This window comes from Halobacterium sp. CBA1132 (assembly GCF_001485535.1).
Classification (GTDB): domain Archaea; phylum Halobacteriota; class Halobacteria; order Halobacteriales; family Halobacteriaceae; genus Halobacterium.
In genome coordinates this window covers 1,703,659-1,715,370 of sequence record NZ_BCMZ01000001.1, presented here as the reverse complement: position 1 = coordinate 1,715,370, position 11,712 = coordinate 1,703,659, and the positions used below count along the sequence as shown (strand labels likewise).

Annotated in this window: 17 protein-coding genes; 9 read left to right on the top strand and 8 right to left on the bottom strand. The window is 66.7% G+C overall.

The genetic code is table 11. The features are described from left to right. Window positions 1-61: 61 nt before the first annotated feature. The 4 genes from AVZ66_RS08990 to AVZ66_RS16895 all read left to right on the top strand — a co-directional run bounded on the left by AVZ66_RS08990 (window position 62) and on the right by AVZ66_RS16895 (window position 1,492). Entirely contained in the window at window positions 62-289 is a 228-nt protein-coding gene (locus AVZ66_RS08990) for a hypothetical protein (protein ID WP_058983743.1), read from the top strand. A gap of 660 nt (window positions 290-949) precedes the next feature. After that, on the top strand, window positions 950-1,195 hold the full coding sequence (locus AVZ66_RS08985; RefSeq protein ID WP_058983742.1) for a UPF0175 family protein: 246 nt from the start codon (window positions 950-952) through the stop codon (window positions 1,193-1,195). Next, window positions 1,185-1,334, top strand: coding sequence for a hypothetical protein (locus AVZ66_RS16900; protein ID WP_231727100.1), 150 nt, complete (start codon window positions 1,185-1,187; stop codon window positions 1,332-1,334). Before AVZ66_RS08985 ends, AVZ66_RS16900 begins: the two co-directional genes overlap by 11 nt. A gap of 14 nt (window positions 1,335-1,348) precedes the next feature. Continuing rightward, window positions 1,349-1,492: a DUF3368 domain-containing protein gene (locus AVZ66_RS16895; RefSeq protein ID WP_231727099.1), complete on the top strand. Its 144-nt coding sequence runs from the start codon at window positions 1,349-1,351 to the stop codon at window positions 1,490-1,492. Between the two features lie 237 nt (window positions 1,493-1,729). Here the strand turns inward: AVZ66_RS16895 and AVZ66_RS16620 are convergent, their stop codons facing one another. The 6 genes from AVZ66_RS16620 to AVZ66_RS16235 all read right to left on the bottom strand — a co-directional run bounded on the left by AVZ66_RS16620 (window position 1,730) and on the right by AVZ66_RS16235 (window position 4,784). Then, the gene (locus tag AVZ66_RS16620) at window positions 1,730-1,933 is read right to left on the bottom strand and encodes a hypothetical protein (RefSeq protein ID WP_197407746.1); all 204 of its coding nucleotides are present in this window, start codon (window positions 1,931-1,933) and stop codon (window positions 1,730-1,732) included. Window positions 1,934-1,936: 3 nt separating this feature from the next. Beyond that, window positions 1,937-2,311: a helix-turn-helix transcriptional regulator gene (locus tag AVZ66_RS08975; protein WP_058983741.1), complete on the bottom strand. Its 375-nt coding sequence runs from the start codon at window positions 2,309-2,311 to the stop codon at window positions 1,937-1,939. Between the two features lie 687 nt (window positions 2,312-2,998). Continuing rightward, window positions 2,999-3,367 carry a DUF5615 family PIN-like protein gene (locus tag AVZ66_RS08965; protein WP_058983739.1) on the bottom strand — a complete coding sequence of 123 codons (369 nt, stop codon included), beginning with the start codon at window positions 3,365-3,367 and terminating at the stop codon, window positions 2,999-3,001. Continuing rightward, window positions 3,364-3,639: a DUF433 domain-containing protein gene (locus tag AVZ66_RS08960; RefSeq protein ID WP_058983738.1), complete on the bottom strand. Its 276-nt coding sequence runs from the start codon at window positions 3,637-3,639 to the stop codon at window positions 3,364-3,366. The genes AVZ66_RS08965 and AVZ66_RS08960 overlap by 4 nt, the downstream gene beginning before the upstream one ends. A gap of 261 nt (window positions 3,640-3,900) precedes the next feature. Then, window positions 3,901-4,494, bottom strand: coding sequence for a hypothetical protein (locus tag AVZ66_RS08955; RefSeq protein WP_058983737.1), 594 nt, complete (start codon window positions 4,492-4,494; stop codon window positions 3,901-3,903). Window positions 4,495-4,607: 113 nt separating this feature from the next. After that, a complete protein-coding gene (locus AVZ66_RS16235) occupies window positions 4,608-4,784 on the bottom strand; it encodes a hypothetical protein (RefSeq protein ID WP_157575641.1) in 177 nt (58 codons plus the stop codon). Here AVZ66_RS16235 and AVZ66_RS08950 point away from each other — a divergent pair. After that, window positions 4,783-6,411 (top strand): SufS family cysteine desulfurase, encoded by a 1,629-nt coding sequence (locus tag AVZ66_RS08950; RefSeq protein ID WP_058983736.1) that lies wholly within the window; start codon window positions 4,783-4,785, stop codon window positions 6,409-6,411. The two genes, AVZ66_RS16235 and AVZ66_RS08950, sit on opposite strands and share 2 nt — an antisense overlap. Before the next feature lie 3 nt (window positions 6,412-6,414). Here AVZ66_RS08950 and AVZ66_RS08945 read toward each other — a convergent pair whose 3' ends face one another. Further along, window positions 6,415-7,680, bottom strand: a complete 1,266-nt coding sequence (locus AVZ66_RS08945; RefSeq protein WP_231727098.1) for a methyl-accepting chemotaxis protein — start codon at window positions 7,678-7,680, stop codon at window positions 6,415-6,417. A gap of 132 nt (window positions 7,681-7,812) precedes the next feature. On the opposite strand from AVZ66_RS08945, the gene hisD reads away from it, so the two are divergent. From hisD to AVZ66_RS08925, 4 genes are all read left to right on the top strand, one after another. Continuing rightward, the gene (hisD, locus tag AVZ66_RS08940) at window positions 7,813-9,090 is read left to right on the top strand and encodes a histidinol dehydrogenase (RefSeq protein ID WP_058983735.1); all 1,278 of its coding nucleotides are present in this window, start codon (window positions 7,813-7,815) and stop codon (window positions 9,088-9,090) included. 39 nt (window positions 9,091-9,129) lie between these two features. Continuing rightward, entirely contained in the window at window positions 9,130-10,356 is a 1,227-nt protein-coding gene (locus tag AVZ66_RS08935; RefSeq protein ID WP_058983734.1) for a PQQ-binding-like beta-propeller repeat protein, read from the top strand. Then, complete coding sequence (locus AVZ66_RS08930) at window positions 10,353-11,039, top strand: hypothetical protein (protein ID WP_058983733.1); 687 nt, start codon at window positions 10,353-10,355, stop codon at window positions 11,037-11,039. The genes AVZ66_RS08935 and AVZ66_RS08930 overlap by 4 nt, the downstream gene beginning before the upstream one ends. A gap of 66 nt (window positions 11,040-11,105) precedes the next feature. Continuing rightward, window positions 11,106-11,471, top strand: coding sequence for an iron-sulfur cluster assembly accessory protein (locus AVZ66_RS08925; RefSeq protein ID WP_058983732.1), 366 nt, complete (start codon window positions 11,106-11,108; stop codon window positions 11,469-11,471). On the opposite strand, the gene AVZ66_RS08920 is transcribed toward AVZ66_RS08925, so the two are convergent. Beyond that, on the bottom strand, window positions 11,468-11,668 hold the full coding sequence (locus AVZ66_RS08920; RefSeq protein WP_058983731.1) for a dodecin: 201 nt from the start codon (window positions 11,666-11,668) through the stop codon (window positions 11,468-11,470). The genes AVZ66_RS08925 and AVZ66_RS08920 overlap by 4 nt on opposite strands. Window positions 11,669-11,712: the final 44 nt, after the last annotated feature.

Here is an 11,712-nt window from a genome sequence, read left to right as displayed (position 1 = left end):
ACAGGCGTCCTACTCGCCGCTTTACGAAGGGTTTTTGACTCGTGTCAACTACGCCGAAGTGATGAGTGAGTCCGAGGCGCTGTCGTGCGCGGCGAAACTCGCGCGCGTCGTGCTCGACAACTGCGGTCCGCTCTCCCCGGCCGAAGTGGCCGAAGAGGGGCGCCTCTCGGAAGCCGACGCCGCCGACGCGCTCGCGGAACTGGAGGACGCCGGCCTCGCGGAGTGCGTCTGCGGCCTCTGCGAGACCAAAGAACAGGTGTACGCGCTCACCGAGACGGCAGAGGCGTAACCCTCTTTCTACGCGGCCGCCTACGACGCTACGCGCGCCGTTTGTCCCCGGCCGAGTTCGTCCATTCGGACGCGATGACCGCTCGGAGAACCCCGGCGTGCAACACGTGCGGCAGCCACACGCTGCCCGGCTGGTGGCGTCACACACCACGCAGCGAGTCGGTTTCGCCGGCTCGGTACTCGGAGTGCTCGTCGAGCACTCCCGCCGCAGCGGCTGACGCCGCTTCGGCAATTGGTGGCTTCTGACGAAGCCACCCGCCCGCCACGAGGGTTTCCCGGCCAACGGGGCACACTGCCCACGGATGAGGTCGGTCGTTAGTGTCGCGGGCGTACATTTCGACCTTTTACGCTGCGCGCTGGCGGAGCCAGCGCTCGGTAAAAGCTCGGCCAAAAGCACTCCTCGCTCCAGCGCGCCTTCGGCGCTTAGTCGCTCGTCGGCCTGCGCTTGCTCACTTCGTTCGCTCGCGCAGTGAACCGGCGACCTTCCGGGGTCCTTCGGACCACTCGGTCGCCGGACGCTGTACCGTGTTAGTTTCACCAAGACTACTAGTAGGTTGTCGCCCGGTAGTGTCGCGGGCGTACATCGACCTTCTCAGCGCTTGCTGTGTTCGTTTCCGTGTGCAGCCAAACACTCAAGAATCCCGTACGCCTACCTCCGGGTATGGCGACGATCGAGATCGACGACGACGTCTACGAGGCGTTACAGCTCCCCGAAGGGGAGCGCTCGCCTGCGATGAAGCGGGAGTTGGCGGTCTCGTTGTACGCTCGTGACGTTCTCTCGTTCGGGAAGGCGCGTGCACTGGCGGGCCTCTCGAAGCGGGAATTTCAGACTCTCCTCGGCGACCGCGATATTTCCCGGCACTACGGTGAGCGGGAGTTAGCAGAAGACCTCGAGTATGCCGAATAGTAAGCTCGTGGTCTCGGATACGTCCCCACTGCTGAATCTCGCGCTCATCGAACGGCTCGACCTCCTCCAGTCACAGTTCTCCGAAACCACGATTCCGCGCCAGGTATGGAGTGAACTCACCGACGGGGGGATGGATTAGAGGGACTTCGGGAGTTGCGTGACGACGAATTTCTGCGCTTAGTCGAGGTGGAGCGTTCGGACCTGTTCGTCGAAATCTTCCACGAACCCCTCCGCGAAGCCGGGTTCTGGATCTCCGACGACCTGTACGCACAAGTGCTCTCCGAGGCCGACGAGTAGTCGTTGCATCTCTTCCGGGCGGGAACTTCCGTGTGTTGAGCGGCCTGCTCCTCCTTCACTGTCCCTACTAGTAGATTGTCGGCCGGTAGTGTCGCGGGCGTACACTTTCGAACTACCGCAGATACGTCTCCAGTGAGTCTACGACGCGATCCACGAATTCGTCAGTAACTCGGCCCTGCCACGCGACGAGGTCTTCGCTCCGGGCGAGTGGATCGCCCACGGCGAGAGGAACGACTCTCATGGAACACCGCCCGTTTCCCAGACGTCCTCCCCGAGACGAAGCGAGTCGTCGTATTCCTTCGTCGAGATAGCGACCGCGACGTGTTGCTCGTCGGCGAACGGGTGGGAGCTGTTGTTCACGACGAGCCACGGTCGCTGGCGATCAGTGCCGAGTTTGAACGGGTCGGTACTCCTGACGACATCGCCGCGTTCCGGCTCCATCGATTACTCGCCCTCACTTGAATCCTGCTCGCTCGGATGCAGTTGGTCGGGGGCGACGGCGTCCCAGTCCCCCGAGTCGATTCCGCCGTCGGCTTCGTCGAGTCGTTCGCTCACGTCGTGGAGGTCGTAGGCGGCGGCGACCCGGTGTTCGTCTTCCGTGATCGCCCAGTACTGCCCTCGATGGCGGACGAGGTCACGCTCTTTCAATCGCGTGAGAGCGGTGCCAACCGTGTTCGGGTCCTCGCCGATGGCAGTAGCTATCTCCGACCGGGTGAACGCCGCGTCCCGGTGCATGTGTAGGTACGTAATCACCTGCTCGGGCACGCTCGGCCCCTCCGGCAATTCCCCCGATTCGAACTCGTCGATGCTCACGGGCATACTGTGAGATTGAAGTGCTGACGTAATGAATGTACTGCCGTACTTCAGTACGTATTCATTAGTAGATTGTCGCCCGGTAGTGTCTCGGACGCACACCTCGAAATTCCCCGGAGAGACGGCTCTTCGACCGCTCAGGTGTCGAGAAGTCGCCGGAATAGGATCTAAATGTACTCACGCATCGCTAAGTATAGCGAGTGCTGGTACCGGATCTGTACGGTTACTCTGAGGAGTCAAGTGCTCATGAATACCTCTTTGATAAAACCGACGAGGCGGGCGGAAACCTCTGAGTCTTGTCGCAGCAGAATCAACAGCCCGACGGTAAGAAGACCGATACCGACGACTATCGAACTCAAACCCTGCCATCCGAATCCGGTGAAGTAAGCTCCGATGAACAGTAGGCTAATTCCCCCGATGGAGAGGAGCACTGCGACTGTGAGCAGAAGGCACTCTCGCAATCGGCCACGGAGACTCATATAACTGCCAACTGTGTCGTGGACCATCTAATTTTGCCGGTCGGAAGTACTCGATACGCAGATTGACTTGCTGGCTATTTCACTGCCACTCATGCCGGACTTTACTTTCACCGAGCCTACTAGTAGATTGTCGCCCGGTAGTGTCGCGGGCGTACATTTCGAGACCGAGAAGCGGTAGCGATGTAGAATCCGGTATCGAACTGTTGGCCGCTGATCACTCGTGGAGCCAGTCGTACCACTCGTCGAGATCGATAATTTCGTTCTCGATGCCTGACGTTCTGTACTGGTTGAACACTTCGTCCACGACTCGTGCAAGGCCTTCCGGATCCTCGTCGGGGCGGTTCTGATCGTAGTAGAGCAGGAGCCCGGCGTGGTCGGTCTCCCGGTGAAGCTCCTCGAAGTCTCGTGCGTTGTTCGTCATCAGCGCGACGCCGTGCTCGCCACACCACGCCAGTAACTCCGCGTCCTCGGTGAGTTCGCCGAACACGTCCTTCGCTTGCTCGACGTCGTAACCCCGTTCACTGAGCACGCGCTCGAACACTCGTCCGACGTGCTCGTCTAGGAGAATCCGCGTTCCCGTCACTGAATCGTTTCCTTCGGCTTCAGCGAGGACTCGTGAATCCGATCGAAGGCGGCCTCGTTTTCGCGCTCGAATTCACGCATCTCCTCGACGTGCGCGTAGTAGTACGCGAGTGCCTCGTAGACCTCGGAGAGAGAGACGTCGAGTTGGTCCGCGACGTGTGGTGGCGATCGGTCGCCGTCGAGAACTCCTGCCGCGACGTGTCGGACGCCGACTCTCGTCCCCTCTATTCGGGGTTCGCCCCCGAGGACGCCCTCGTCGCGGGTAATGGTCATACGAATCTGTTAGTCGCGTTCTCGTTTATATCTTTTCGGCAGTCACTCGTCGCTCACCGGATAGTTTCACCTCCACCGAGCCTACTGGTAGATTGTCGGCCGGTAGTGTCGTGGGCGCACATCTCGAAATTCCACGGAGCAACGCTGTTCTCGTCCGTGCAGTCGATTCGAGTGCGACGGAGTGCAGTGTGAGTGTGTGAACTGTGCTCTGCCGTTCCCTCCTTCGGCTACTACTGGTTAGCGGTGGGTGACTCGGCGTGACTAATTTGCCCCGAGGACTCCCGGATAGCGCTGCTTCAGAACCCAGCGGAGCGCGAGTCCACCCGGAAGACTGAGCAGGGACAGCGCGAAAAGCCACCAGTCCGCTTGGCCAGTTAGCACGAGGAAGAGCGCGAGGAACCCGAAGGCGATTCCGCCGGAAATCACCACGAGTAGTTGCCCGCCCTCGCTCTCGACTCTCAGGTCGCTCCCTGTCACGTATCTGGTAGCGGCCATCAGGAGGGTGATACCGAGGGCTGTCACTGCGGGCAACCCGAATACGGCACCCGGTGAGGTCGCAAAGCCGGTGGTTTGGTTGGCGACGACCGACCACGCGATGAGGCTCAGAGAGTACCACGCGACACCGCGCATGAGTTCTTCGCCCAGGACGTGATATGCCGACGCGTAGGCGGTGGTGTGGGTGAGGTATGCGCCCCCGAAGTAGAACAGGCCGAGCGGGCCCGCCCACCCCAAGAACAGGAGGGCGACGGAGCCAATCGGCCCGCCCACGACGGATGCGAGGACGGCGAGCGCGGTGGCGACCACGGACAGCACGACCCCGTACTTGTGGATAGCCTCGAACGTGGCCCCGTCCATACTTCACCTTGGGACGCTGCCATGTTAAATGTCGATTGCTCGCGCAGGGTTCATTCAGTGCGGCGTCAGAACCGAGGGGGCGATTGCACGCCGAGCGAGTCAGTAGTCGTCGTCTACGCGAGCGCAATCCCGGCATCGACGGCAGCACGGGGCAACGCGAGACCAGCGAGCGCGACTGCTGTCCGGTCGTCGTGTTCGTCGAGGTCGTCGGCCTGCTGCTCGCGGCAGTCGGCGCACTCGTGTAGCTCACCCCACAGATTTATCGGCGAAATACGCTTGTACTTCGACATGGGATTCGACGTCGAGGCGGTACGGGAGGACTTCCCGGTGCTCGACAGAGATGTCGGGGGAGAGTCGCTGGTGTACCTCGACAACGCGGCGACGACGCAGACACCCGAGTGCGTGTCGGCCGCCGCGAAAGCGTACTACGACGAGTACAACGCGAACGTCCACCGCGGCATCCACACGCTCAGCCACGAGGCGTCGGTCGCGTACGAGAACGCCCACGACCGCCTCGCGGAGTTCGTGGGCGCGGACGGCCGCGAAGAGATGGTGTTCACGAAGAACGCCACTGAGGCCGTGAACCTCGTCGCGTACGGGCTCGCTCACCGGCTCGGCCCAGGGGACGCCATCGTCACGACGGAGATGGAGCACCACGCGTCGCTGGTGACGTGGCAGCAGCTCGCGGAGCGCACGGGCGCCGACCTCCGGTACGTCGAGGTCGACGACGGCGGCCGTCTCGACATGGAGCACGCGAAAGCGGTCGTCGACGATGACGTCGAAATCGTCTCCGTCGCGCACGTCTCGAACGTTCTCGGCACCGTCAACCCTGTCCGAGAAATCGCTGAGTTGACACACGACGCCGGCGGCGTCGTGGTCGTCGACGGCGCTCAGTCCGTGCCCACGCGGCCCGTCGACGTCGACGAGTTGGGTGCTGACTTCCTCGCGTTCTCCGGGCACAAGATGGCTGGGCCGACCGGTATTGGCTGCCTGTACGGCCGCCGCGACCTCCTCGCGGACATGGAGCCGTTCCTCTACGGCGGCGAGATGATTCGCCACGTCACCTTCGACGAGGCGACGTGGAACGACCTCCCGTGGAAGTTCGAAGCCGGTACGCCGCCCATCGCGGAGGGCATCGCGCTCGCGGAGGCCGCCGACTACCTCGACGACCTCGGGATGGATGCGGTCCGCGACCACGAGAACGACCTCGCGCAGTACCTCCTCGGGGAACTCGCCGACCGCGAGCACGTGGAGACGTACGGCCCCCCGCCGGGCGTCGAACGCACCGGCCTCGTGGCGTTCAACGTCGACGGCGTCCACGGCCACGACCTCTCCGAACTGCTGGACGACGCGGGCATCGCGGTGCGCGCGGGCGACCACTGCACGCAGCCCCTCCACGACATTCTCGACGTCCCGGGGTCCGTTCGGGCGTCGTTCTACGCGTACAACACCCGCGACGACGTCGACGCTCTGCTGGACGCCATCGAGGACGCGCCCGCACGCCGCGACGAACTGCTCGCGTCGGCGCGCTACCACGACCGCGTCCGCGACCACTTCCAGCGCCAGCCGAACGCGGGCGGCCTCGACGACCCGACGTTCAGCAAGCACTCCGCGGAGACTAGCTGCGGCGACGACGGCGAGTTCCACGTCGACGTGGCCGACGACGGCACTATCGCGGAAATCGGGTTCGTGAGCGAGTCGTGTGCGGTCTCCAGCGCGGTCGCGAGTCTCCTCGCTGACGACCTCGAAGGCGAGCCAGTCGAAGCCATCACGAACCTGGCGGGGCGCGTCGAGGAACTGCTGGACGGCCAGTACCCGGATATGCGCGAGGAGTGTGTGCGCGGCCCCGAGGACGTCATCCGGGAGGGCGCGACCGAACACCTCGATGCGATGCGGGCGGACGGGGCCGGCGAGTAGCGCTTACTCCTCGTCGAGTTCGCGCTCGGCGTCCTCGATGGCCGCTTCGATGTCCGCGAGCATCGCGGTCTGTTGCTCGTGGGCGGCCGCGAGGCTCGCGGTCTCCTCGGCGACGTCGTCGACGACGGTCGCGATTTCCTCCGCGCTGGCGGCTTGGTCGTCGGTCGCGTTCGCGATTTCGTCCATCCCTTCGGCGGTCTCCCGGACGAGCGTCTCGATTTCGCGCTGGTTCTCCACGAGCGCTTCGGCGGCCTCGCGAGCGTCCGCGACGAGGTCCGTGGCGTCGGCGACGCTTTCGGCGGTCTCACGGCTGTCGGCTTTGATGTCGTCGACCAGCGCCTCGATTTCGCCGACCTCGGACTGGGACTGCTCGGCGAGTTCCTTGACTTCGTCGGCGACCACCGCGAACCCGTCGCCGTCCTCGCCGGCGCGCGCGGCCTCGATGTTCGCGTTGAGCGCCAGCAGGTTCGTCTGGTCGGCGATGTCGGTGATGACGTCGACAACGCGGTCGATTTCGTCGAGGCGGTCGCGGAGTTGCTCGGTGTTCCCCTCTACAGTTTCGGCGGTCTCGGCGAACGCGTCGATGGCGTCGAGCACGCGCTCGGCGGCCTCCCGCGACTCGCGGGCGCGCTCCATGGCTTCGTTGCTCTGCTGGCGGACCTCGTCGGTGCTGGCGGCGACCTCCTCGACGGTCGCGCTGAACGTCGACACTTCCCCGGAGACTTCGCCGAGGTCGTCGGCTTGGCCCTCGGCGAGGTCGTGTATTTCCTCGCTGGACTGCGCGACGTCCTCGCTGGCCTCCCGCAGTTCCTCGACGGCGACCTCGACTTCCTCCGAGAGCGTCTCTTGGACGCGCTCGACGCGCTCGCGCTGCTCGACCACGTCGGTCACGAGCGTCAACACTTCGACCGCGCCGACGACGTCGCCGTCGGATCGCTGCAGCGGCGTCGCGGACGCTTGCGCGTGCAACTGCTGGCCGCCCATCTCCGCGGAGCGAATCGTGTCCTCGCGCACCGCGCTGCCCGAACGCATCACGGCGTCCGCGAGCGTTTCGGTCTGCCCCTCGGTCCCGAACACGTCGATGGCGGGCACACCCACGGCTTCCTCGCGCGGGAGCCCGGTCATCTCCACGATGGCGTCGTTCCAGAGGACGATGTGTCCGTCGTCGTCGACGACGAACAGCGGCTCCGGGTAGTCCGCGAAGAACTGTTCGGTGAGCGGCTGCCACGCCGTGCCGTCGGCGTCGTCGACGAGTGTGCCCATGTTCATGCCCCTCTCTCGGAACAGCCGCCTGATAACGTCTCTGGTCCGTTCCAGCGCTGTACCCCCAGTGTGATAGTTCATACGTGTGCACTCCACACGGATGGAAACGCCTTTTCGCCGCCCGCGCCTACGGTGGGTATGGACTACGAAGCCGTCGCGGACCTCGGGCCGGACCGCCGCCGCGCGCTGTTCGAGCGCACGGCCGGCGTGGAGTCGGTCCGGTCGACGGTCCGGGACATTGTCGACCGCGTGCGAACGGAGGGCGACGTGGCGCTCCGAGAGTACGCCAGCGAGTTCGACGGCGTGGAACTCGGGAACGTGGACGTCACCGACGACGCCGAACGCGCCTACGAAGAACTCGACGACGAGACGCGGGACGCCATCGAGGCCGCCGCCGGGAACATCCGGGAGTTCCACGAGGCGCAGGTGCCCGAGGACTGGCGCCGCGAGTTCTCCGAGGGTCGCGAGCTCGGCCGGCGGTTCCGCCCCATCGAGCGCGTCGGCGTGTACGCGCCCGGCGGCACCGCGGCGTACCCGTCGTCGGTGCTGATGGGCGTGATTCCCGCGAAGGTCGCGGGCGTCGAACAGGTCGCGGTCGCGACGCCGCCCGCCGAGGAGATGAACCCCGTGACGCTGGCGGCGATGCACGTCGCTGGCGTGGACCGCGTGTACGCTGCGGGCGGCGCGCAGGCCGTCGCGGCGCTGGCGTACGGCACCGAAACCGTCGACCGCGTGCAGAAAATCGTCGGGCCGGGCAACAAGTTCGTCACCGCGGCGAAGGCCGAAGTCCGCGGTGACGTGGACATTGACTTCCTCGCCGGCCCCTCGGAGTTGCTCGCGCTCGCCGACGAGACCGCAGACCCCGGGTACGTCGCGGCGGACGCGCTCGCGCAGGCCGAACACGACCCCGAATCCAGCGTCGTCGCCGTCACCGACGACGAGGCGACCGCCGAAGCGGTCTGCGAGGAAATCGAGGCCCGCATCGGAGAGCACGAGCGCGCCGACACCATCCAAGAAGCGCTGGACAGCGACGCCAGCGGCGTGTTCGTCGCGCGCTCGATGAGCGAGGCCGTGCTGTTCGCCGAGGAGTACGCCGCCGAACACCTCTCGATTCAGGCCGCCGACGACGAGGCGCTGCTGGACCGAATCGACTCCGCCGGCTCGGTGTTCCTCGGGCCGTACGCGCCCGTCGCAGCGGGCGACTACGCGACCGGGACGAACCACGTGCTCCCGACGAACGGGAAGGCGAAGGTCGCTGGCGGCCTCTCCGTGGACACGTTCGTCCGGTCGACGACCGTCCAGCGCCTCGACGAGGACGCGCTCGCTGACCTCCGGGAGACCGTGACGACGCTGGCGGACGCCGAAGGGCTGGACGCCCACGCGGCGAGCGTGGACGCGCGCTTCGAGGACGACTAACCGAAAACCCCTCGGGGCTCGGACACGACGCGTCAGTCGATGCCCTCCCTCCGACGCCGCGGCTTCCTCGCCGCGTGTGCGGCCAGCGCCGCCGCGGGCTGTCTCGGCTCCCCGCCCGAGTACGACCCGGCGAGCGCCGACACCTGGCCGATGGACCGCTACGACCCCGGCGGCACGAACCACACTCCCTCGCCGGGGCCGCGAACCGACCCGAGCGTCGCGTGGCACCGCGACGTCCGCTCGCTGTTCGACGTGCCGACGCCGCTCGTGCGCGGCGACACCCTCTACCTCGGTACGTTCGACCGTTTCTCGGCGTTCGACGCGGCGACCGGCGAGCGCCGCTGGCAGCTCCGCGAGGACGGCCGCTGGCTCGACGGCGCGCTCGCGGCCGCGCCCGCGTACGGCGACGTGATGCCCGTCGTCGCCACGCAGAACGGGTACGCCGCGATAGCGCCGTCCGGCGGCCTCGACGTGTTCGGGTTCCGGCGCGCGTTCGAGACGCGCTGGCAGCGCACCGGCGTCGAGCCGGACCGCATCGACCGCCTGCTCGCGTTCTCCCGGAGTTCGGTTCCGCCGGTCGTCGCCGACGGGCGCGTCTACGTTGTCGCGACCGCCGACGAGTCCACCGTCGCCGCCATCGACGCGGCGACCGGCGAAACCGCGTGGTCGACGACCGTCCACCGCGCCACCGACGCGCGGGTCGCGGTCGCCGGCGGCCGCGTGTTCGTACCGACGTTCGGGGAAGGACTCGTCGCGCTCGACGCCTCGACCGGCGAGTACCGCTGGACGGCACCGGTCGTCGAAACCCACGTCTACCCGCCGACCGCGACCGGGAGCGTCGTCTACGCGCACGACCGCGAGTTCGTCTACGCGTTCGACGCCGCCAGTGGCGACGAACTGTGGCGCGGCAACCGCGAGGACGCCGCGCGACGGCTCACGGACACCCGTACCCCCCTGACGACCGACGGCGAGCGCGTGTACGCGGTCGGGAGCATTGACGACGGGACGGCAGTCGTCGCGCTCGACGCGGACACGGGCGATTTCCGGTGGGCGCACGCCGCGGGGACCGAGGAGGTGTCGCCGGTCGCCGCCGACGGCACGCTCTACGTCCCCGACGCCGACGGCGTGGTCGCGCTCGACGCCGCGTCCGGGGAACGGCGCTGGACCCGCGGCGACGGCCGCGTGGCCTCGCTGTCGGTCGTCGGGACGACCGCGTACGCAGCGACGACTGGCGGACGGCTGTACGCGCTGGAGGGGTCGGCGTGAGACAGCGTCTCCGCGCGCTCGCGCCGCTTGCCGCGCTCGGCGTCGTCGGCGCGGCCTTCGACGCGGTTCGCCGCCTCGACCCGGTTCCGGTGCGGGAACTCGGCGGCTTCTACGCGGGCGACCTCTCGGTTCGCTTGCTCGGCTTCCCGACCGGCGTCCACGCCGCGTCTCTCTGGCCGGGGACCGTGGTGGGCCTGCGGCCCGTCTTCGTGGTCGAACTGCTCGTCCTGTACGCCTGCCTGCACGCGGCGGCCGCGGTCGCGGCGGGCCGCGCGTTCGCGCACGCTCTCCCGGACGCCGACCCGCCGACAACGCGGACGTACGCTCGGCTGTTCGCCGTCTCCGCGGGCGCGGCTACCCTGCTCGGGCCGGTGACGTGGGTCGTCGAACTGGAGTTCCTGCTCGCCGTCCCGTACCTGCTCGTCGTCGGCCTCGGGGTGTTGCCCGTGCTGGTCGCGGTCCCGCCGGTCCTCGTCGCGGAGCGCGCGACGCTCCGCGAAGCCTACGGCCGCGCGAACGATGTCGTCGCGGGCCAGTACGTCCGCGTACTCGTCGGACTCGCCGTGGTCGGGTTGCTTGCGGACGCGCTCGTCTCCCTCCCCGCCGCCGGCGGGTTCCTCGGGACCGCGGGCGGCGCGGCGGCGTACGCGGAACTCGGGCGACGCGTCTACCGCGCGGACTGACGCGGGTCGCGGCGGCCCTGTCGGGTGGCACCACGCTTATGACTGCGGGACCCGAACGTATTCGACATGAGCGCGACCGTCGAGAACGGGGACGGAGACACGGTGGTCACCGCCACGGAGGCCGCGGCCGAGCAGGCCCGCGACCTCATGGAGGGCGAAGACATGGACGTCTCGGAGGCGGGCCTGCGGCTGTACGTCCAGCAGGGCGGCTGCGCGGGGCTCTCCTACGGGATGCGCTTCGAACCCGAACCCGAGCCCGAGGACCAGATCTTCGAGAGCAACGGTATCCGGCTGTTCGTCGACCAGTCGAGCCTGAACTACGTCGGCGGCAGCCGCCTCGACTTCGAGGGTGGCCTGCAGGGCGCCGGCTTCCACGTGCAGAACCCGAACGTCGAGAGTGAGTGCGGCTGCGGCGAGTCCTTCCGGACTTAGTCCTCGAGTTCGAACGCGATTTCTACTTCGACCTGGTACTGGCGCCCCTCGACGCCCGCTATTTCGACGCCTTGTTCGATAACTTCCGCCCACTTGACGTTGTTCAGCGTGTCCTCCGCGCGGTCGATTGCGTCGTCGGCGGCTTCGTCGAAGCTCTCCTCGCTCGTACCGATGAGTCGAATCTTCTTGAACACCATCACGTCGTGGTTTCCCGGCGAACCGCATAAAGCTACCCGCCGGC

Excerpts from the sequence above, each read along its gene's own strand:
- AVZ66_RS08990 (WP_058983743.1), top strand. The coding sequence starts at position 62 with ATGAGTGAGTCCGAGGCGCTGTCGTGCGCGGCGAAACTCGCGCGCGTC.
- AVZ66_RS08985 (WP_058983742.1), top strand. The coding sequence starts at position 950 with ATGGCGACGATCGAGATCGACGACGACGTCTACGAGGCGTTACAGCTC.
- AVZ66_RS16900 (WP_231727100.1), top strand. The coding sequence starts at position 1,185 with ATGCCGAATAGTAAGCTCGTGGTCTCGGATACGTCCCCACTGCTGAAT.
- AVZ66_RS16620 (WP_197407746.1), bottom strand. The coding sequence starts at position 1,933 with ATGGAGCCGGAACGCGGCGATGTCGTCAGGAGTACCGACCCGTTCAAA.
- AVZ66_RS08975 (WP_058983741.1), bottom strand. The coding sequence starts at position 2,311 with ATGCCCGTGAGCATCGACGAGTTCGAATCGGGGGAATTGCCGGAGGGG.
- AVZ66_RS08960 (WP_058983738.1), bottom strand. The coding sequence starts at position 3,639 with ATGACCATTACCCGCGACGAGGGCGTCCTCGGGGGCGAACCCCGAATA.
- AVZ66_RS08955 (WP_058983737.1), bottom strand. The coding sequence starts at position 4,494 with ATGGACGGGGCCACGTTCGAGGCTATCCACAAGTACGGGGTCGTGCTG.
- AVZ66_RS08950 (WP_058983736.1), top strand. The coding sequence starts at position 4,783 with ATGGGATTCGACGTCGAGGCGGTACGGGAGGACTTCCCGGTGCTCGAC.
- AVZ66_RS16235 (WP_157575641.1), bottom strand. The coding sequence starts at position 4,784 with ATGTCGAAGTACAAGCGTATTTCGCCGATAAATCTGTGGGGTGAGCTA.
- AVZ66_RS08945 (WP_231727098.1), bottom strand. The coding sequence starts at position 7,680 with ATGAACATGGGCACACTCGTCGACGACGCCGACGGCACGGCGTGGCAG.
- hisD (WP_058983735.1), top strand. The coding sequence starts at position 7,813 with ATGGACTACGAAGCCGTCGCGGACCTCGGGCCGGACCGCCGCCGCGCG.
- AVZ66_RS08935 (WP_058983734.1), top strand. The coding sequence starts at position 9,130 with ATGCCCTCCCTCCGACGCCGCGGCTTCCTCGCCGCGTGTGCGGCCAGC.
- AVZ66_RS08925 (WP_058983732.1), top strand. The coding sequence starts at position 11,106 with ATGAGCGCGACCGTCGAGAACGGGGACGGAGACACGGTGGTCACCGCC.
- AVZ66_RS08920 (WP_058983731.1), bottom strand. The coding sequence starts at position 11,668 with ATGGTGTTCAAGAAGATTCGACTCATCGGTACGAGCGAGGAGAGCTTC.